General features: G+C 39.5%; 10 protein-coding genes. 1 reads left to right on the top strand and 9 read right to left on the bottom strand.

Translation table 11 applies throughout. From position 1 onward, the window contains the following. Positions 1 to 257 precede the first annotated feature (257 nt). Positions 258 to 935 carry a nuclease-related domain-containing protein gene (locus tag QE429_RS05930; protein ID WP_307285133.1) on the top strand — a complete coding sequence of 226 codons (678 nt, stop codon included), beginning with the start codon at positions 258 to 260 and terminating at the stop codon, positions 933 to 935. Between the two features lie 857 nt (positions 936 to 1792). Here the strand turns inward: QE429_RS05930 and QE429_RS05925 are convergent. From QE429_RS05925 to QE429_RS05885, 9 genes are all read right to left on the bottom strand, one after another. Further along, positions 1793 to 2488 (bottom strand): NTP transferase domain-containing protein, encoded by a 696-nt coding sequence (locus tag QE429_RS05925; RefSeq protein WP_307285128.1) that lies wholly within the window; start codon positions 2486 to 2488, stop codon positions 1793 to 1795. A gap of 2 nt (positions 2489 to 2490) precedes the next feature. Then, positions 2491 to 3456, bottom strand: coding sequence for a DMT family transporter (locus tag QE429_RS05920; protein WP_307285126.1), 966 nt, complete (start codon positions 3454 to 3456; stop codon positions 2491 to 2493). Then, positions 3446 to 5326 (bottom strand): phosphotransferase, encoded by a 1881-nt coding sequence (locus tag QE429_RS05915; RefSeq protein WP_307285124.1) that lies wholly within the window; start codon positions 5324 to 5326, stop codon positions 3446 to 3448. The genes QE429_RS05920 and QE429_RS05915 overlap by 11 nt, the downstream gene beginning before the upstream one ends. Positions 5327 to 5486: 160 nt before the next feature. Continuing rightward, positions 5487 to 6521, bottom strand: a complete 1035-nt coding sequence (locus QE429_RS05910) for a M14 family metallopeptidase (RefSeq protein ID WP_307285122.1) — start codon at positions 6519 to 6521, stop codon at positions 5487 to 5489. Continuing rightward, complete coding sequence (locus QE429_RS05905; protein WP_307285120.1) at positions 6514 to 7140, bottom strand: hypothetical protein; 627 nt, start codon at positions 7138 to 7140, stop codon at positions 6514 to 6516. The genes QE429_RS05910 and QE429_RS05905 overlap by 8 nt, the downstream gene beginning before the upstream one ends. A 122-nt stretch (positions 7141 to 7262) precedes the next feature. Then, positions 7263 to 9740 carry a glucosaminidase domain-containing protein gene (locus tag QE429_RS05900; RefSeq protein ID WP_307285117.1) on the bottom strand — a complete coding sequence of 826 codons (2478 nt, stop codon included), beginning with the start codon at positions 9738 to 9740 and terminating at the stop codon, positions 7263 to 7265. A 578-nt stretch (positions 9741 to 10318) separates the two neighbouring features. Beyond that, positions 10319 to 14536, bottom strand: a complete 4218-nt coding sequence (locus QE429_RS05895; RefSeq protein WP_307285115.1) for a S8 family serine peptidase — start codon at positions 14534 to 14536, stop codon at positions 10319 to 10321. 356 nt (positions 14537 to 14892) lie between these two features. Continuing rightward, positions 14893 to 19080, bottom strand: a complete 4188-nt coding sequence (locus QE429_RS05890; protein WP_307285113.1) for a S8 family serine peptidase — start codon at positions 19078 to 19080, stop codon at positions 14893 to 14895. Positions 19081 to 19632: 552 nt separating this feature from the next. After that, positions 19633 to 22029, bottom strand: coding sequence for an immune inhibitor A domain-containing protein (locus tag QE429_RS05885; RefSeq protein ID WP_307285111.1), 2397 nt, complete (start codon positions 22027 to 22029; stop codon positions 19633 to 19635). Between the last annotated feature and the right edge of the window lie 496 nt (positions 22030 to 22525).

The raw sequence follows: 22525 nt of genomic DNA, 5'->3' as shown, positions 1-22525 counted from the left end.
AGAGTTAGATAAATATATGAAGGGATGTGCTTTATGGCTTTTAAACCTCGCACGGAACGGCAGGAATTAACTATATTAAGAAGCTTAAATGCCAGGATGGAGTTACCGGAAGAAGATAAAAAGAATTATTATAGCCTTAAGAAGGGATACGAAGGGGAAGTAATGTTTGATTTATTAACGGAACAGATTCAAAGTGATTGTTATATATTAAATGATTTGTTGCTCAGGTTAATAATAATAAATTCCAGATTGATACATTGATAATTAAAGATAATTTACACCTTTTTGATGTTAAAAATAATGAAGGCGATCATTATTATGAAAATGGTGAGTTTTACTCTAAGAATGGGACAAAAATTACGAACTCACTTGATCAGCTAAAGCGCTGTGACTCTCTCTTCCGCCAATTACTGCAAAAACACGGCTTTAGGATTCCTCTTGAATCAAATGTAGTTTTTATTAACCCCCATTTCACACTATATCAAGCACCAAAAAATAAACCCCTAATATTTCCTACACAGATTGATTCACTAATGAAGAAATTAAATACGACGACAAGAAATCTTACTGGAAAACATAAACAGTTGGCCGAGCTATTAGATTCGTTGCATTTTGTGGAATCCCCTTATCCGAGGTTGCTTCATTACGAATATGGTCAGCAACGTAAAGGGCTTATTTGTTGTTTATGCCAATCGTTTAGTGTTTGCGTTGATCATAAAATGCTAGTCTGTAAGGATTGTGACCACCACGAAACAGTTGATGCTGCAGTAGTACGTTGTGTGGAGGAACTAAAGTTGTTGTTTCCGGATCGAAAGATTACTACTAGTGCGGTGCTGGAGTGGTGCGGTGGAGTTTTGTCGGATAATACCATAAGACGAGTATTAAATAAATACTATAAGGCAAATGGGTTTGGAAGATGGCTTTTTTATGAATAATGTGGGAACCACTTGCCAATTAGACTTTTTTGTAGGTAAGCAGAAGTAGGTGTCTCTACCTCTGCTTTTTATTAGGGAAAGTAACCGTAGCTACTTTTGCAGTTCCTTTTAGGAAGAAGTAGACGTAGCTCCCTTCTACTTCTATTTTTCCAGTTTCTTTTTGGAGAAAAGTAGATGTAGGTGTCTTCTACTTCTACTTTTCCAGTTTCTTTTTGGATAAAAGTAGACGTAGATCCCTTTTACTTCTATTTTTCCAGTTTCTTTTTAGGAATAAGTAGATGTAGACCTCTTCTTCTTCTATTATTCCAGTTTCTTTTTAGGAAAAAGTAGATGTAGACCTCTTCTTCTTCTACTTTTCTAGTTTCTTTTTAGGAAAAAGTAGATGTAGACCCCTTCTACTTCTACTTTTCCAGTTTCTTTTTAGGAAAAAGTAGACGTAGACCCCTTCTACTTCTACTTTTCCTCCTTCTTTCCAGGAAAAAGTAGACGTAGACCCCTTCTACTTCTACTTTCCCTCCTTCTTTCCAGGAAAAAGTAGATGTAGACCCCTTCTACTTCTACTTTTCCTCCTTCTTTCCAGGAAAAAGTAGACGTAGACCCCTTCTACTTCTACTTTTCCTCCTTCTTTCCAGGAAAAAGTAGATGTAGCTCCCTTCTACTTCTATTTTTCCTCCTTCTTTCCAGGAAAAAGTAGACGTAGACCCCTTCTACTTCTACTTTTCCTCCTTCTTTCCAGGAAAAAGTAGATGTAGCTCCCTTCGACTTCTACTTTTCCTCGTCCATCCAAAAAAAAGCAAACTTTTCATTTAACAGAAAAAGGGCACTCTATTCATAGTGCCCTCTCGCTTCATCATGCTCTAGTTATTCCCCATCGCCAAACGCCGTTTTACTTTCTCCAGGTCCTCTAAGGAATCAATTTCATAGCTGTCGTCCGGGTGGATCTCCTGTAGATACACATTAAGGTCGCGAATATTGTCCTTAACAATGTCATCCCAATATAAATCCTTGAAGTTTCCGCCAGCGACCTCTTCCTCCAGCTTCTTAACGATATAACGCCCATCTTCCTCTGACCAATACGAGATGCCGCATAAAATGTAATCATGCTCGCCGTCGCCAACTTCAATGTCATAGACCTTAAAATTGTCATCGTAGCGAATCATCCATTCAGCCTTAAACTCTGGCTTTCGTGAACTGAAGTACATCGATTTCTTCGGATCACGCAAAAGGAAGTTATTTTTCAAAAAGACATCGGCATCAATCACGTACGAGCCTGGAAGATACTCTCTTACCAAATACATCGTGTAAATATTGTTATACACATCGTATTTATCATTATGAACAAGCGTAACGCCGTACTTTTCTTTCAGGTACTCGAACTTTTCCTTCAAATATCCAGTAACTACGATGATTTCCTCCACGCCGACTTCTTGAAGGAATTCCACCTGCTGCTCGAGCATTGGTTTCCCATTGACTTCAACCAAGGACTTAGGTGTAGTTAATGTTAGTGGTCGCAATCTTGTGCCCATTCCTGCTGCTAGTAAAATAGCTCTCATAATTAAGCGGTTCTCCTGCCTTTAATCAGATTCATCCATTTTAACTCGTCTTTAGTAGCGACAGTCAGTATGGATCCTAATAAAATCATAATACTACAAAGAACGGCTTTAAGGGTAATCGGAGTATCTAAAATGATGGCACTTAGAATAATCGCCCATGCTGCATACGTAATATTTAAGGCCATGGCACGAGTTGGTCCCATAACGTAAATTGCTTTATAGTAATACACATACGAAGCCGTTCCAGAAAGGGCAACCCCGGCGATTAGCCACAATTCACTGCTCTTAAACACTTCGCCAACAAGCGGGTAGGCGTTGAAAAATGGTAATATCAGAGCTGCATATGTGACAGCTGAAACTACTTGACGAATTTGCAAGGCTTGCTCTGGTGTTATTTCGTCGTCCTTCATTCCATAAGCAAGGATTACACATTCCATTCCCCAACCGAAGATACATAAAAGAATAAACGAGAATCCAAGAATAAAGCTAGGAGACGGCTCGCCGCCAGCAAAGCCTAAGATAAAAATGAATAAGATACTAATAAAAAGGCCAATCCAGTTTTTTAACGTTAATCTGTCTTTTAATAATAAGAAAGCAAAGAAGGCACCAATCGCTGGATACACTGCTGAAATAGAAGCCGACAGGGAGGCACCTAAATATTTAACTGCAAGCACATAACCCGTCATTCCAATTGGTCCACCAAGTAAAGCGCCTAAGACAACAAATCGTCCGCTGCGTGTTGCTAATTTTTTAAATGAGGTAGTTAATTCTCCTCTGAAGGCCATATAGGCCATCATCCAAAAGCTAGAAAGCATATCATGGAAAAACGTACTAACTAGTGGTGCTAGGAAAATAACTGCATCTGATGAAACAAACAATGCTTTTGCTAAAACCATTCCAATTAAAACGGTGTCAAGCGCCCAGGTGAAGCCTGAGAACAAACCGAAGAAAATCCCCTTATTTTTCATACGAGTATGCCAACTCCCTTATCAATTCATGATTTAAATTCTCTCTAGCTCTGTTAAAGCGATTAATTCCGTACTGACCAAAGTCATCACCCTTGGCTTCTTTAATAATTGTCCATATGCTCCAAAGGAAATCTTGGAAGATTTTATTCATTAGTACTCTTTGTTGAATGTCGAGTGGAACTTCATCCTGTTGTAGGTAAAGCGATAAGAACAATTCCTCATCCTCTGGTGTAAACTCACATTCTATCGAGTGTGCCGCGACATCCCACATCGGGTCGTTCATACCAGCATATTCCCAGTCGATTAAATACACCTTATCAGTCCCGCTTTTCACTAGGTTCTCGGGAACCAAGTCATTGTGGCATGGTTTTAATTCAATATTCATCCCTTGATAAACATCCTTTAAAACCATAACCTGCGCTCTTACTTCATCATAATGTTCATAAGGCTGCCCATTGGCTTCCTCCATCAATTGTTCATACTTTGTAATATTTTCAAACACATCAAATCGATTGGCCATCTCTATACCAGATTCGTGAAGCTTTCTAAGAACTGCCGTTGTTAACGTCATGTAATCCTGACGTTTAGCTGTTTTTCCCGTTAATGTCTCCGCATTGGGAATTAGTTCAGCAATTTTGACGCCTGATTCTTCATTAAAATATGCGATTTCTGTATCGATGCCAAGTTGACTAACTAGAGTCGAATTAATCTTCTCCTCTTTACGGTTGATCATCTGCTCGGTTCCATTTCCAGGAATCCGGAGAACATACTCCTTATCATTGACCGTTACCTTAAAGTTCTTGTTGGTCATTCCGCCAAACGGCTGGATTTCTTGAATGTCTTCATAGGCCAGATCAAGGGCCTCCATTAAGTAGCTCTTGATTTGAATTTCTCTGAACTCCGCTTCTTTTCTTTTAAGAATCGGATAAGTTTTATTAATGATGATATCGTAATGCTGTCGGCTATCAATTTCTCCCCAAATCAGGTTGTGCATTTTTAGAAAGCCAATATTATAATGTCTGGATACATCAAGCAGCATATATTCATAGTTCATAAATGGATTCTTGTTGTTTTCTTTATAGTCATTGACCATTTTTGTAAAAACTTCATAGGATAGCTTACTGAAACCAATCATTTCACCATCAACATGGTTGAATTGATGAATATCTTTTGCTACTTTATAAAGATAACCATTTCTTAGCTCTACAAATGCCTCGTCTCCCGAGCCGCTTTCATCCGTGATCAGAACGCTATCGCGTTGTGGATGCATAAGCATTTCCTTTATCGCACGTTCTTCAATTAAAATATCATCTTCAATGAGGAGAATATCCTCAGAAATGAACTCATACGCGAGTGCTAATGACGCCATTGAACCGGTCCATTTATATTTGGGATTATGGACAAAGTGTAGATGACTGAATTCTGGAAACTCTTCCAAGGCTTCGTGTTGGTAGCCAGTGACAATAACGATATGATTAATGCCGTTTTCCTGTAGAATATCTACATTCCTTTTTAATAATGTGGTATCATCAATAGGCATTAACCCTGCAGGTTTGTTAAAGTCTTTTCTAGAGCCTGCTGCTAAAATAACAGCCTGTTTAATCTCTGTTAACGGTTCTTGATGGATATTAACCTTTTTATCATGAAAAGCTTCGATTCCATTCTTTAACGAATCAATTCCTTTTTGTGTTAAAAAATAGCTGATATTTCTACCCTTTTTTTCGCTGTAAATATACTCTCCGAACGTTAAATCATGGATCAGATAATTGACCTTTCCGATTGAAATCCCGCAGATCTCAGCCATCTTTTTTTGATTTAAGTTGGCATTTTTATTAATCGCCTCTAATAATTGAAATGAGTGCTGTTCCATTGAATGGACCTCCGATATATTCAAAAATTGAATGTATTTTTATTGTAACTCAAGCCCAAATTTCTGTAAACAAAAATATGTCGATTATTGGCTAGTATTTACCATGATTAGAAAATACATTTTTTTCTCATCAAAAAAAGAGATAGAATGATCTATCCCTTTAGAGCTTGAGTGCCTCCACTGCCAGCAATAACCCTGCTGATTGGTTTTCTTTCCAAATGGTATCAAAGTTTGAAAGCGGTACTGGTTTACTGTATGTATGAGTGGAAATCTCCGGTGTGAATCCAGGCATCTTCATGTCCTGAATAAACCAATCGGTGAAGCCGCCCCCACTTGGATTTGGTCCTGGAAACACTAAACTGTAACCCGTTAACTTAGAATACTTTTGAGCAATTTGGTAATCACGGTTATATGCTGCCGTCGCTTGATGAAAGTTCCAATATAGAATGCGTCCAGAAGAGTGATACGCTGTGGCAATTTTAAAATGATGTGTTTTCACAAAATTGGAAACCGCTTGAACTTCTGGCTCACTTAATGGTTGATAGCCTTTGAAATTCTCTGGAGCTGGTTTCCCCGTGTTATTTGCAATATTTGCCCAGTCCGCAGGATATTGACGATTCAAGTCCACGCCACGTATGTTTGCTTTCCACGAAGAAAAATCTGTCTTCCCTCCGTTTAGCTGTATTACATATTGAGGGTTTTTAGCTGTAGAAGCTCCTTCTTGTACGAGCATAACCCCATCAGGATTGACCATTGGGACAAACCAGATGGAAACCTTATTTAACAGGTCTCTTACGTTATAGCTATTGAAATTACGCTTGGCCGAGTAAGAGGAAGCGTATTGATCCAGCATTTCCATCAACACATTTGTTGTCATATGTTCGCGCGCATGATGCGAACCGTTGAAAAAGATTTCCTTTTCTCCTCTGCCTAGCTTAATAGCGTAAATATTCCTGCCGTCAACTGACTTTCCAATAATTTGGGTCTGAATAAATCCTGGAAAATTCCGTTTGAATTTATTTATATCCGCCATTAAGTCATTATACGAATAGGCCTGCTTTGGATTCACGAGATTAGCGATCCAGGCACCGTTGCTTCCCAGTGTATATCCTTGAATTGTGGTATTGGCTGCCATGATGCCGTTTGAATAGGTATAATACCAGCTATCATCATCCACGAACCAACCTTTAACCATCGCTCCTGAAGCCTTTAGGAAGTACCAATGGGCTTGATCGTAAACCCCAGCCGGTCATCATAGCACCACTTTGTGCAAGGAAATACCATTGCCCTTGATCGTAAACCCAGCCGGTCATCATGGCACCACTTTGTGCAAGGAAATACCATTGCCCTTGATCGGAAATCCAGCCGGTCATCATGGCACCGCTTGATTTCAGGAAGTACCAGTGGTTCTGATCAAATACCCAGCCCGTTTGCATGACTCCAGATGCATCAAGATAATACCACGTATTTTCGTCCTCAAGCCAGCCGGTCTTCTTCTCACCTGTTACTGGATTGAAAAAGTACCACTTTCCATCAATCTGCGTCCAGCCAGCTGGATTGGTTTCCGATTGTGTTGTAGAATCAGTTTGCTGTGTATCAACAACAGTGGATGGTTCCCCGTTTTGAGTAGCAGACGATGAATTAGATTCTATGCTTTCATTATTTTCTACACTTACATCGGTCGTAGCCTCCGGTTGGCCGGCTTTCGACGAGTCTATTTCAGCAGATATCGGCTCAGTGGTTTCTTCAGCAGCAGCTTGTAGCGGAAGAGCCAATAGTTGAACTAGCATCATAGACGTCACAAATCTCTTCATTCCTCACCCTCCCCTAGCAATCTTCTAATCTAGTAGAATTTTTTCCTTTGCAAGGATAACATAGACAAATTTCGATAAAAAGAGACAAAAGGACTGTGCACATTAGCACAGTCCTAATCTATCTATTTATATTGAGGAATGTCGTAATACAATGTATACGAGCTTAAAGAATCATAGATTTTTTTAATATTGTTGGTTTGTTTTGCTGCCCAACCAATGTCTGTTGCATATTGGTGATTGGGATTAAGCGGATTCCATCTCATCTTATACAGCGTATTTTGTGGTGCTGCCGCATTAATATAGCCTTGTCCAATAAATTGTGCTCCGCCAATAATCGCTGCTTCAGGAGTAAACCACCCCTGCTTATAAGCATATTGCGCACCACACGTATTAGGACAGCTATCAATCGCACCTATACCATACATATTGTAAACCGTTTTTGGTTCAACGGCTTTTCCATCCACCGTATCAACCACTATTCCTTTGGCTAATTGTGACGTTCCATTTCCTGTCTCAAGCAGTGCATGTGAAATTAGATATACTTCATTCACATTGTATTGCTTACTTGCATCAATAAACGCTTGCCCTTTTCCTTGTAAAATTCCTTTTCCGGTAAGTGTTTTCGCGTTTAAGTCTTGCGCTGACGTTCCAGCACTCTTACTTAAAAGTAGGAACTGGAAATACTCTGTACTGTTAGAACTAAAGGTATTCGGATTAAGATAATAGCTAACATCTTCTGCTTTTGCATTTCGCCATGTATCATATTTAATCTCATACCAATTACCAACCGTCGAAACAATGGTTACTGAAGCACCGCTCTTCAAGGCTCCAAAAATAAATGAATTCGTATTCGTGTCTTCTCGGACATTGAGCGGTGTAGTTGAGGTGACCACTCCCTTGGTTGGGTCTTTTAAATCTTTTAGAACAAAATCACTGCTGACATATGCCTTAGCGTATCTGTACTTATCCGTTTGCGGATTTTTCTTCATTTCAATATCAAGCATTTCCTGGAACGAATAATTGTAACTGGTTGTTTTCACAACAGGACCAGTATTTAGTACACCATTTGGAAAGAAGTTATACGTCTTACCATCAATAACTTTTTCACTTGTTACCATTTTTCCGTTTGTATCAAAATAGTACCAGTTATTATCAATTGCTAACCAACCAATTACCATTTCGCCACTACTTCTGTTTAAATAATAGGTGGAACTATTTTCGGTCAGCCAACCGGTCTGCATTTCTCCATTTGTATTCAAATAGTACCATTTATTTTTATCAAGTACCCAGCCAGTGGCCATCGTTCCATTACTATTAAAATAATACCAAGTATTATTATTTAGGAACTTCCAGCCAATTACCATGGAACCATCTGTATCTAGATAATACTTCTTCTCTCCTTCAGTCAACCAACCCTTAGATGCTGTACCATCGGCACCAAAGTAGTACCACTTATTATTGACAAATCCCCAGCCACCAGTCTGCATGATTCCATCTGTGCCAAAATAGTAAAGCTGTGTTTCAACAGTTTGAAGACCAGTAAGCATCTTTCCATCGGCACCGAAAAAGAACTTTTTATCTCCTTCAGTCAGCCACCCCTTGTACATAGTCCCATCTGTGGCTAGATAGTAAGAGGAGCCTTCTTCCGTTATCCATCCCGTTTGCATAACACCATCTGTACTAAAGTAATACCGCTGATCACCAATGGTTTTCCAGCCGGTTGCCATACTTCCATCCTCAGTCAGGTAAAACTTCTTATCACCCTCGGTGAGCCAGCCTTTATACATAACACCGTCTGTGCCTAAATAATAAGTCTTTCCGCCTTCGTTCAGCCAACCGGTTTGCATGACGCCATCTGCACCAAGGTAATATCTTTGGCCACCGTCAATTAACCAACCAACTTGCATCTTTCCATCACTATTAAAGAAATACTTTCGATCATTTTCTGTTAACCAGCCAGTATGGATAAGACCATCTTGTTTAAAATAATACTTATTCATGTCATTCTCTAACCAACCAGTATGCATGACACCCGTTTGATCAAAGTACATAACGATGGAACCATCGCGGAACCAGCCAGTAATTGGATTCGTATTTAGTGCACCTGATGAATTGAACACATATGGTTTTCCATCAATGAATTTTTGACCTGTAACCATATCTCCGCTTGGATTTAAATAGTACTTGAGGTCTTTATCGACAATCCAGCCGGTTTTCATCGCACCACTTTTATCGAGGAAATACCATAGATTTTTATCGAGGAGCCAGCCAGTTTTCATCGCACCGCTTGATAAAAGGTAGTACCAAATATTATTATCCTTCAGCCAGCCCGTTTTCATCGCACCGCTTTTCTTATCGAGGAAATACCATAGGTTTTTGTCTAGGAGCCAGCCAGTTCTCATTACTCCGTTACTGCCAAGGTAGTACCATTGTTTATTATATTGTACCCATCCTGTTACAGCCTTACCTGTTGGCGACAGGTAATACCAGCTGTTGTTCTGATACTTCCAAGTGTAGGTTCCAGCTGCGGAAGCACCAGAAGCTGTGGAAGAGAACAACATGGTGGCCAGTACAAACGCAGTGACACGTTTTTTCTTCAATCTGTTTCCCCCCGTGAAAAATTATTCTCTCTATTAATCTATCTATTTTTGACTTGAATTAGCTGTAATCGCAAATTTTTCTATGATGATTATACTAAATTACCATATTTTTGGATATGGGAAATAAAGTTAATTTCCCAACTCAAGGATCTGTTGTTATGTTATTAATTTTTATGAAATTACAAACCTCCTTTTAAAAAAATAGTAGTACTCTATTATTTTCTCATTTTAAAGCAATTTTTCAACAAAAAAATTGAAAATTGTGTCGCAATTAGTAAGATTGTCATATAAAGGGAATAACTGGTTACTAAGAAAAGCGCAAGCGCCTTGGTCAGCCCCGACAGGCAAATGTTCTTCGGCAAGAAAAGTCGCTCTTTGACTTTACTTGCCGAAGGTTATTTGACCCGAGCTATAACAATCATCGCTTTATCAAGGCATGATTGTTACAAGTTACTCAAGGAAGAATAATCAGGATGAAAACTGGCTAGGCGCTGGACAATTCTCATAGGCGAATTTTATACTTTCTTATTTTGAAATAAAAATGAAGACAAGCTTTTGCTCGTCTTCATTTACTTACCTTATTTTATCCACGCACCGTCACTGCCAAGTTTATAGCCGTTAATCGTTGTATTGACAGCGAGTTGACCGTTGTTGGAGAAGAAGTACCATTTCCCCCCCAATTGCTTCCAACCTGTGACCATTTGACCGTTACTATTTAGGTAGTACCATTTGCCATTTGGAGAAATCCATCCCGATTGCATCGTACCATCTCCACCTAGGTAGTACCATTTGTTTTGGTAAAGCACCCATTGATTCACAGCCATTGCCCCTGATTTATTGAGGAAGTACCATTTGTTGTGGTGTTTAACCCAGCCAGTTTGCATTTTTCCATCACTGCCAAGGTAATACCATGTATTGCGAACCTTTACCCAGTTTGTTGCCCTCACACTATTGTTATAGTAATACCATGATCCGTTTTCTTGCTTCCAACCTGTTACATTTGCTCGGTTAATTACGATTTCTCTTAATGTTTCATTGCCAGCAAGGTCGCGAAGCTTAAGCTTGATAATATTTTTACCGATTTCTAATGGTACCTTTACTTCAATATGATCATTAGCTGGTACCATCACATCCACCGGGCTCACAACCGCTTTTTCATATTCGTGATTATCATCGACAAATAAAGATAGATAATTGTAATTATCCTTAAGGTTGAACTTTAAGGTTGCCTCTTCCACATTTTTCGGAACAAGGTTCGGAGCATCAACATTAATTACTGGTGCAGTTGTATCAATGAACACCTTCCGTGAAATCGAAGTCGTTTGATCCGATTTATCTACCGCTTTTACGATAATATCGTAGAAACCATCTTTTTGGAAACTGACTGTCGTCTGGAACATATACGCACCACCAAGATAAGTGGTTTTCACTTCTTGTCCATTTACCGTCAATGACTTTAACCCTAAATCTTCTTGAACCATTCCAGCTACAGGAACTGTCATCGTGTTGTATGCCCCATATGGAACGGTAGTCCAATCATCTACGAAAATCACTGGAGCAGCGTCTGTTACATCGCCAATAGCAACAGTTCCACCGCCGAAATTATATGCATAATCATAGGCAAGCACGTCAACGATTGCACTTTCTGGAAGATTACTTAATTTATAGCGATTCACATCAGGAGTCACTTCATCGACAAATTCGCCATTTACAAATATTCCGTAAGCAGCTACACCGGAACCTTTCTCCACTGTATCCCAAACAACAGATGATGTTTTCTCGTTATATCTCGGGCTAATCTGCGGCTCCGTAGTATCCACTAGGATTGGGATCTCTTTTGTTTGATATTGTGCACCTGCATAGTCAATCACAGACTTGATTTGATAATAATATAATCCATCTTTGACTGTTTTGCCTTTCACAGTACCATCCCATGCGCGGTCATAGCTGTAGGAAAACGGCACTCCGAAACCGTCTGCAAAATAACTCTTTCGCACATCTTTTTCCGTTTTTACTCTGCGAAGCAATTTTTTATTTTCATCTAAAATATTAAATTGAAGGTCTGCAGCATTTCTCATTAAGGATGGCAAAGTGCTGATGTCATCGTGAAGCCAGTCACCATTCGGTGAAAACGCATATAAGCCGCGATCTGGAACAGGCTCTAAGAACCAATCGTCTGAAAGCATGTCATGAACAGGTTCTTCGACTGAATTTCCATCCTCATCCTCGTTGTTAAACATCCCTTGAAGATCAAAAAAGCGGGACTCTCCTAGGTCTTTGAAGCCATCCAAAATCGACGGGCGATCCCATTTTCCATAAAACCCTACATAAGGAATAGTCAGATCCTGACTCAACTCTTTTTTCCCATCCGTGTTGCGGTCGCTATCTACCAAACGAACAAAGCCTTCTACAAACATATCTTCTTTGAGGTCCATCGTTGTTTTATTTCCATCAGCATCAATGGCAGGAACCTTTGCCTGACTGATATCTACATGGATCGTAATATCCTTGGACTTTCCAGCTTCAACTGTTACTTTTTTAGGGCCATCGACCTTTACCCCCTGAAGATTACCGGCGATTAGGGCATTATGATCTTCCCCTTCAGAATTTTGCTGAATGGTATCTGCTAAAACATCGGTAAGGACGTCATACGTCACATCTGTTGTTGAAATATTTTTAGCGGTCAACGTCATAGTAAAATCTTTAGTCGTAAAATCCTTCAGTTCAACCTTCGCCTGACCATTGCTTTTATTCACTACGTACACAGGAGTTTTTACAGCATTATACGTTTGCATCATCCCTGCACCCTGAAGGCGCGGCGAGAATGCTTGTCCGTTCACATCCGTAATGACCTTGGCAGTGTTCATTAATAACGTTTTGGCTAAATGAGTACGATCGCTGACAGAAAGTGATGCGAAACGCTTGTCCTGATGGAGATATTGCTGGACAAGTGCGGCTCCACCTGCCACGTGTGGTGACGCCATGGACGTACCGCTCATTTCCCCATATTGATTATCATTTAATGTAGAAATAATTTTTCCGCCTGGAGCTGTAATTTCCGGTTTTAATTCCAGACTAGGTGTCGTTCCCCATGAAGAGAACTCCGTCATTCGTCCTGATTCTGGGTCAACTTGACGGTTCAACTGATTGATGTGCAAGGTAGTATGTCCATCTGCAATTGCTGTTTCAAGGGTCTGACCCTCTGCCTGGGAAATCAGCATAAACGGAATATCCCAGCCACCTTGATTTTTATAAAAAGCAGAGCCATGATCGTCATAGACGATAATTCCTACAGCCCCTGCTTCTGCTGCAATCCAGGCTTTATCTGCGAATGAGAGATCCCCACGTTGAACAAGGACCACTTTTCCAGCCACATCGATCCCTTCATAATCCTCAGGATAACCAAAAGCACCATTAAGGCTGACTAATTCTAATGATTGGCCGGATTCTGTAAGCTTTGACCAGTCATCCACACCATAACCAACACCCGTAAATCCGTCTACTCCATCAACAGTAAGCCCCGTTTCGTATTCATATGCTAAATTTCCAGATGCTGCAACTTGAATGCTGTCAGGATTCAGACCTGGTGAACCAACTACACCGATATCAGGATTTTTAGAGTATGGATTTTCGCCCCAGCCATAGGAAATCGCTCCGGCGTTCCCTGCAGCAATCGCACAAACAATCCCGTTATTTGTTGCTCTTGTGATTGCTACATCCTCAGCACTTTCTTCATTATAAAAGGATGCATCGTCACCAAGACTCATGTTAATAACATCTGCACCCAATTTGATCGAATCATCAATGGCTGCCAGGTACACATCAGACCAAGTCGACGGGAAAAGTGGGTCGTTACTGAAGACCTTCATTGCAAGCACTTGAGATTCAGGTGCTACTCCTTTCACACCGCCATTTTCTTCATCCCCATTAGCCGCAACCGTACCAGCCACGTGCATTCCGTGCATTCCTGTATCAGGTCCCTTGTCAAGGATGGTATCATTTTGATCAAAATAATTGTAACCATATGGCACTTTATCTGTGAAAAATTTACCTTTAAGGCCCTTTTGCTTCACTAGAGTATCCACTTCATTTTTCGTTAGTCCTTCTTTTGTTGCATCTGTCAGGACAAAATCTTTATGTGATGGATCGACACCTGTATCGATAACGGAAACGACCATTCCCTCACCCTTCAGACCAGCGTCCGCCCAAGTAGCACTTGTTTGGATATAAGACTTGCTGTTTTTCATGGTTGGCTCTTCAAGCGGGCGCTTGTATTCACGCGCCAAATAGACATGCTTGACCCCTTCAATTTCCTCAAGCTTAGATAGGTCGCCATAGGTCAGTTCACCGCTGAATCCATTAAAAGCCGTGGAAAAATGATTCTTATATGTAAGTTTGACTCCCTTTGCTTTAATTTTGTCCTTTACCGCTTTCTGCTGATTGCTTATCTTTGATGCTAATGAAGCTTTTGTTGTTTCAGGAAGCTCCTTGTAAAGCTTGCCCTGCTTGGTTGCTTGTTCCACAGGTGTTTGCCCATCAATCTCAACAATAACCCTGACTTTGTCAGTCGCTTTGAAATTAGCCTTGATTTTACTCTTTAATTCTTTCTTATTTCCATCTGTTAATTTCAAGTGTTGTTTAAACTTTTCAATCAAAGGTGCATAATTTTTTTGTGCTCCTTGTGTTGGTGTTGCAGCAGACGCTGGTGCAACAAAACCAAGGTTTGATAGAACCAAAGCTGAAGCTAAAACATACGATGCCATTTTTCTTTTCTTTTTTAATGACCTCAGGCTCATGACCTTGTCTTCCCCCTCTAATATCAACACACTTAAATTATTTCAATCTAGTAAGTTATAACATAATTGACAGAAAAATCTAAATGCTACCCCAATTTTAGTAGAGAGATAGAATTCGGTCAATGTTTTTTTAATAGAATAAATTAGAAAAGCGGAAGCGCCTTGATCAGCCCCGACAGGCAAATGTTCTTCTGCAAGAAAAGTCGCTCTTTGACTTTACTTGCAGAAGGTTATTTGACCCGAGGGGTTAGGCGCTGGAGCTGGACAATTCTCGAAGTCGAATGTTATTCATTCTTATAATTCATTAAAAAAAGGCGAACAGATTAGACATCTGTTCGCCTTCAGTGGAGAGGAAATTACTTAATCCAAGCTCCGTCTTTACCAAGCTTATAGCCATCAACAGTTGTGTTAGCAGCCATTTCACCGGATTTGTATAGGTAGTACCACTTGCCGTTAACTTGTTTCCAGCCAGTAGCCATCGCGCCATTACTATTTAGGTAATACCACTTGCCACCTTCTAGTAACCAGCCAGTCTTCATTGCACCAGACTTCGTTAAGTAGTACCAAGAACCGCCATCAAATACCCAGCCAGTAGCCATCTTGCCATCTTTCTTCAAGAAGTACCACTTACCGTCTGTATCTTTCACCCAACCAGTAGCTTTAACATCTTTCACATAGTAGTACCAAGAACCGCCTTCTAAGCTCCAGCCATTCTTCACTACAGGTTGTTTTTCAGCATCTTTACGGTTAACCACAACTTCTTTCACAGTTTCGTTACCAGAAAGGTCAGTCGCTTTTAACGTAAATTTGTTTTCGCCTTCCTTAAGTGGAAGTGTTACTTCATAATCCTTGCTTAATGGATTTAATACATCAACAGGGCTTACAACCGGTACTTCAAATTCGTGATCTCCATCTACAAAGAAGTTTAAGTAGTTAAAGTTATCTTGTAGGTTAACCTTCAATGTAACTTTATCAACTTTCTTATCTACTCTTTCAGGTGCATTTACATTGATTACTGGTTTAGTAGTATCAACGTATACCTTACGAGCAATTGAGAAGGACTTATTAGAGTGATCGATTGCTTCAACCTGTACATCATATAATCCATCTTTAGCAAAAGTCACCGTTGTTGAGAAGTGATAGTTACCGTCTTCACCAAGTGTGAATTCAGTTGCTTTTCCGTTCACTTTCAAGGCCTTTAAGCCGATATCATCGGATACAAAACCTTCAACATGGATATCTTTTGAATCATATGCACCCCATGGCTCAGGTGAATTTGGCACATAGTTACCTTTTGAATCTTTTTCACCGTTAGAAATAACGATTAATGGCAATTCAACATCACCAATTGCAGCTGTATCATCACCAACGTTACCAGCATAGTCCATTGCCAATACTTCAACGATTGCTTTTTCTGGTGCATCAGTTAATTGGTAAGAAGTTGCTTTACCGTCAGTAGTATCAACCAACTTGCCATTTACGAACACACCGTACACTTCTACGCCTGTTCCATCTTCTTTCGTTTCCCAAGAAACTACAGATTTTTCAGGATCGTATTTCGCAGTCACTTGTGGTGCAGTTGTATCAACATATACTGGAATCTTCTTGGATTGCCACTTAGCACCAGCATAATCAATTACAGATTTGATTTCGTAGTAGTATAAACCGTCTGCAACTGGTTTACCTTTTACTGTTCCATCCCAAGTACGGTCTTCCTTATAAGAATATGGAGCACCGCTGCCGCCATCATATGCATTCTTATACACATCTGATTCTGCTTTCACACGGCGAAGCTGGTTGCCATCCTTGTCCAAAATGTTGAACTGAACTTCTTTTCCATTTCGTAAGAACGCAGGAAGTGGATTAATATAATCAGTATACTTATCACCGTTTGGTGATAAAGCAATAAAGTTCTTTTCAGGGACTGCAGAAGTGAAATCCTCTTCTCCTTCAAAATCACTTAGAATATCTGTTACACCTTCACCTTCAAAATAGTACTGTAAATCATAGTAACGTTCTTCACCAAGGGCAGTAAAACCATCTAAGTTTGCTGGCTCGTCCCAGTTACCATAGAATCCAACGTATGGCGCTGTTAAGTTAGGTGTATTTTCATCCGCACCTTTTAATGTGACAGAACCTTCAACAAAAATATTTTTTCTTAAATCTAGTAGAGTCTTTTTACCGTCCGCATCAATTCCAGGAATTTTTGCATCTGAGAAATCTACTTTAACTGTAAAATCAACAGATTTTCCAGCTGGTACTGTTACAGTTTTTGGTGCATCAACTTTTGCACCTTCAAGGTCTCCAGCAATTAATGCGTTATATTCAGGAATACCTTCGCCATAATTCTTAATCGTATCTGTTAATACGTCAGTATTTACAGTATATGATACTGACTTATCAGAGATATTTTTAACAGTAAATGTCATTTGGAACTGCTTAGATTGGAAGTCTTTTAATTCAACCTTAGCATCACCAGTAGCCTTATTCACAAAGTACGCAGGTGTTGTAACAGCTGCATATGTTTGCATCATACCAGCACCTTGACGGCGTGGTGAGAATGGTTGGCCATTTAAATCCGTAATATTTTTAGCAGTATTCATTAACAATACTTTTGCAAGATGCGTACGCTCGGCAACAGAAAGATTACTGAAACGCTTGTCTGTTTGTAAGTATTGTTGAACAAGTGCGGATCCACCAGCAACATGTGGTGATGCCATGGATGTACCACTCATTACTTCGTATTGGTCGTTGTTAACTGTAGAATAGATATTTCCACCAGGAGCTGTGATCTCAGGCTTTAACTCAAGTGATGGAGTTGTTCCCCATGAAGTAAAGCTTGTCATACGACCCATTTCAGGACTTTCATTTTTAGCTGACTGATCAACATGCAGTGTTGTATGACCAGCTGCAATAGCATCCTCAAGTACCTTACCATCATTTCCTGAAACAATTACTAAAGGAATTTGCCAGCCACCCTGATCTTTATAAGGAATAGAGTCGTCTAGCTTGCTATTGTAAACAATAATCCCTGCAGCACCAGCTAGTGATGCGTTTTTAGTTTTATCAGCAAAAGATAGTTCTCCACGCTTAACGAGTACTACTTTCCCTGTTACATCTACACCTTGATAGTCTTCCGGCTTACCAAGTTTACCGCCAAGACTTACGATATCTAGCTTACCGCCATGGTCTGCAACAAGCTTCGTCCAATCGTCAAGACCGTATCCCTTGCTTGCGACAGAGGCAGCTCCTTCCAATGTAAAGGAATGCTCATATAGATATGCTTCGTTACCAGAAGCGGCAACAGAAATACCGTCAGGGTTTAAGCTTGGTGCCCCAACAACGCCGATATCAGGGTTCTTAGCATATGGGTCATCCCAGCCATCGCCGATATGATTAGAGTTCCCTGCAGACATTGCACAAACAATTCCATTCGCAGTTGCTCGTTGGATTGCAAGGTCTTCTGCACTATCTTCTTGATAGAATGCAGCGACATCTCCAAGGCTCATGTTAAGTACGTCTGCACCTAGTTTAATTGAATCATCAATCGCAGCAAGGTAAACGTCAGACCATGTTGACGGATAAATTGGATCGTTACTGAATACCTTCATTGCAAGAACTTGCGCTTCAGGTGCAACCCCTTTAATTCCACCTTTTGACTCGTCCCCGTTTGCTGCTACAGTACCAGCTACGTGCATACCGTGCATGCTTGCACCAGGTCCAATATCAAGGATGGTGTCATTTCCATCATAATAGTTCCAGCCGAAAGGAACTTTATCTGTGAAGAATTTACCTTTTAAGCCATTTTCAGAAACTTTTTGTGCTACTTCTTCTTTAGTTAAACCTTCTTTTGAAGCATCAGTTAATTTAAAATCGCGGTGGGATGGGTCAACACCCGTATCAATAACGGCAACAACCATTCCTTCACCTTTGTAGCCTGTTTTCTCCCAAGTTGTACGAGACTCAATGAAGTTGTGGCTCGTTTTCATATTTGGCTCAACTTTAGGACGATTATATTCGTTAGCTAAGTAAACCTCTTTAACACCTGCTACAGATTTGATTTTATCAAGATCACCATAAGCGATCTCACCACTGAATCCATTGAATGCTGTGGAGAATTTCTGCTTATATTTAATGTTTACGCCTTTAGATCTGATTTTGTCTTTAACAGACTTTTGTTGGCTTTCCGCTTTAGCGGAGAGTGAAGATTTTTTATCTTCTGATAATTGTTTATATAATGTCCCCTGCTTTGTTGCATATTCAACCGCAGTTTGACCATCCACTTCAACGATTACACGGACCTTATCAGTTGCTTTCAGGTTAGCTGTAGCAGTTGTTTCTGCTTTCTTTGCCTGTGCTTTAAAAGACGTTCTTGCGTGCTGTAATTGTTGTGCTTGCTTTAATTGTTGCACTTTTGACTCTAGGTCACCTGGCTTATAAGCAGCCGATGTAGGTGAAACAAGAGCAAAGTTAGATAATACTAGAGCTGAAGCTAATGCGTATGTAGCAATTTTGCGTTTGTTATTATAATTCTTTTTACTCATTTATTACTTTCCCCCCTATTAAAATAGTATCAAAAATATTATTCCTACTAATTTACTATATTGAGTATTACTTCCCAATTTTTCAAATAGTCGGAATATGCAAATATAATTTTAGTATTTTATTGTAGTAAAGGTCAATAGTTTTTCGGCATTCGAAGAAAAATATTTTCGCAATATTCGACATAATAGTCTAGGAAAATAGTCCAATCTATTGATATCTTTCGATTTGAGATAAATAAAACTGACAAAAGATACTACAAATATTGTTTCCATGCGATAATTTGGCATTTTAATTCTAATAACAAACCGTAAGTAGTAGCTTTATATTAAAAAAGTAAATGGCGTGCGTGTCCATATACCTATGTCCTCTACCATACTTCCCTAAACTAAAACGAACCAACTCTACGAAAAGTAGAGTTGGTACTCTTTTGAGAGTCTAGTGGATCCAGGCACCGTTTAAACCAAGTATATATCAGGGTCTGTAGCAAATTTTATATGCTTATCTATTAAAAAAAGACACCGGGCAGCCCGATGTCTCTTCTAAATCATTTTTTACTTGTGGATCCAAACTGCACCAGCGGAGTTGTCTTTTGCTTCACCAATGACTTGGAACTTAATTGGATACTGTGCTGGAACTTTTACTCCGGCATCAGGAATTACGTTGTTAATGTAAGCTTTCGTAGAATCAAATTCTGTTACGCCTGACAGTCCTTTATAATCATAGATTCCACGAGTTGGTGAATCTACATACCATGCAGGTGATTTGTCTAACGAGAATGCAGCGTCTGAAACTTGATAGCGAGTTGTTTGCTCAATTGATTCCTTACCATTTAACTTAAAAACAAGTGCATCTGGATGAGAGTCAACAACACTTAGGAAACCTTCACCTGGGTGAACTCCACCCCAGTTATCGGTAAATGTATCATCACCATACCAAACTACTAAACCAGTATTATATTTCGAACCGCGTGAGAATAGTAAAGATGCATCAGAACCGGCGTAGTTTCTCCACTCTAGGTAATAATAGTGAGGTTTGCTAATCCAGCCATCAGATACTTCGAAACCATTTAAAGTCACTTTTGTATCCCCTTCAGCATCATCAGAGAATATTACATTTCCATCTACTGTTAATTGAAGGTTATCAATGGCGAAACCATTTGGAGCAAAACCGCCATCTGTTACATAATTAAATACAAGTTTAACTTTTTTTCCTGCGAATTTACTTAAATTAAGAGATTTGTCAACCCAATTTCCTTTGGATGTATCCAGACCACCTTCAGTGTTTTCATCACCAAGAACATCAAGAGGTGTGCTCTTACCATCTTCTGTAACAGCATCGACATATAAATAGTCATAGTCAAACTCTACTTCATAGAATTGTTTGTAATCAAAAGATGCAGATGTTGCATTTGTTAAATCAAATACTGGGGTTTCTAAGGAGGTATTTAGGCCATCACCTTTTGTGCTATAATAATATTTTTTTCCAAACGCAGGGTCGATACCTTTTACCTTCTTATCAGGTAAGTTCACCTTAACAATTCCAGGATTCTTAGACTTGGTTACGCTTTGATCGATAACGGTGGCTAAACCATTTTTATCGATATCTTGATAATTTACTTCGGTAATATTAGCCCAGTTTCCACCAATTGTCTTTTGGTAAAATTCTTTGACTTGTGGTGAGAAGCTTGGTGGTTGCGTTCCAGCAATATTTCCGTTCCAGCTTCCACCGCTCATAATTGACCACTGAGCAACTGTATCTCCATTACCTGTGTATTGAGTGTCATACTCATCTGGAGCACCTAAGTCATGACCAAACTCATGTGCGAATACACCAACTGCGCCGTCTTCAGGCTCAATTGTGTAGTCATATGCACCCATCCCAGAGAACATTCCATGATCTGCATTGTTTTTTGTACCTGGAACTTGGTAGATACCGTTTAAAGTCCACCGGTGTGACCAAATTGCATCATTCCCAAGTTTGCCTCCACCTGCTTCCTGGCCTACACCAGCATGAAGAACCATCAAATGGTCGACTAATCCGTCTGGTTCATTTTGATTACCGTCCCCATCAAGGTCATAAAGATCGAATTTATCAAAGTCATTTAAATTCATTCCCGAAGCAACTGCGGCATTTAACGCATCCTTTACTAGATCACGTGGACCTTTTGGATTAAGGTTATCATGACCACCAGCCGGATTATCATCACCGTAATCACTAGCTTTTCCTGGTACAGTTAACCAATCTGATACAGTTCCATCTACTGTGTAACTTCCACCAGACTGCTCTTCATAGTACTGCTTAAATGTTTTTACTTTTTCACCATTGAATAGAGTGAAATCTTCATTGCCAAATAGCATTTTTTCATAGTGTTCTTTGTTAAAATCATTTGAATACATATAGCCAGGTTCTTGAACAATATTGTTGTGTTTGAAATCCGCATATTCTACTAATAATACAAGCACCTTATCTTCACGAACATCACCGCTATAGTTCGCTTGTTTTGCAGAATCTACTTTAACAGCGCCAGTCGGTTTACCCTTTTTAAAGTTTTCATGCCCTTTAGCAAGTTGTTTAGTAAGCTTGTCCTTTTGTTTTGTTACAAAATCTTTAGCTTTCTTATCAAGCTCTTTCTGTTCTTTTGTTAATGCCTTGTCCGCTTTACCAGGCTTTTGCCCCTGTTTCTTATTAATGTAGGCCTTTACTGCCTTTGTAATTTCTTGTTGTGACGCTCCCTTTGCAATAAGTCCCTGCTTTTGAAGCGCTGCACCTAGACGATCAAAATCTACTACATTTAAATCAATTGGAGCTGCTTCTACGGATGCTGCTTTTGCCGGTGTTGGTGCCACCGTGCTTCCAGCAAATGCGCCTGCAAACATGGTAGTCGCTACCATGGTACTTGCAGCTAGGCTGGATAAGACCTTTAGAGTACTTTTCTTCTTCAAATGCATATACCCCCTAATTTTTATATAATGGTTGTTCTTTCTAAAGAACACCACGAAAACTAGTTTAACAGAAAGTTACTAATCTTGTAAATAATCTAAAAATATTATTTATTCCTTTTTTTACTAGTTATTTGTTCATAGATAATAGATTTCACAATGGTTTTTATGGTTACTTTTACCTATAAAAATATTAATTTAATAATGTTTAGCTTACTTATTAGTCCAAACAGATTACCAAATAGCGGGAAATTTATTTCGCTTTACTAAATTTAAGCATTTAGTCCTGCATTCATCATTTACACATAAACCATTAAATAATATTTGCGATATAAAGAACATTTCGTCGTATTTTAGCTGCTAGGCTCTAATTCTGTCGGAAGTCCGAAAGCGGTAAAGGTATCCATCCCTTCCAAATCAAGGTATTTATTGTAGTAAAATTTAGGAATAAATGGATTTTACACCCCTTTTTATAGTAGGATAGTAATAGGTTCTACTAACTTAC

The sequence above is a fragment of the Bacillus sp. SORGH_AS_0510 genome (assembly GCF_030818775.1).
GTDB lineage: Bacteria > Bacillota > Bacilli > Bacillales > Cytobacillaceae > Neobacillus.
This window is presented reverse-complemented; position numbering and strand designations above follow the sequence as displayed.

Bases quoted from the DNA above. Each gene is read 5' to 3' on its own strand.
- QE429_RS05910 (WP_307285122.1), bottom strand. From the start codon at position 6,521: ATGGTTAAAGGTTGGTTCGTGGATGATGATAGCTGGTATTATACCTAT.
- QE429_RS05905 (WP_307285120.1), bottom strand. From the start codon at position 7,140: ATGAAGAGATTTGTGACGTCTATGATGCTAGTTCAACTATTGGCTCTT.
- QE429_RS05885 (WP_307285111.1), bottom strand. From the start codon at position 22,029: ATGCATTTGAAGAAGAAAAGTACTCTAAAGGTCTTATCCAGCCTAGCT.
- QE429_RS05895 (WP_307285115.1), bottom strand. From the start codon at position 14,536: ATGAGCCTGAGGTCATTAAAAAAGAAAAGAAAAATGGCATCGTATGTT.
- QE429_RS05915 (WP_307285124.1), bottom strand. From the start codon at position 5,326: ATGGAACAGCACTCATTTCAATTATTAGAGGCGATTAATAAAAATGCC.
- QE429_RS05925 (WP_307285128.1), bottom strand. From the start codon at position 2,488: ATGAGAGCTATTTTACTAGCAGCAGGAATGGGCACAAGATTGCGACCA.
- QE429_RS05890 (WP_307285113.1), bottom strand. From the start codon at position 19,080: ATGAGTAAAAAGAATTATAATAACAAACGCAAAATTGCTACATACGCA.
- QE429_RS05920 (WP_307285126.1), bottom strand. From the start codon at position 3,456: ATGAAAAATAAGGGGATTTTCTTCGGTTTGTTCTCAGGCTTCACCTGG.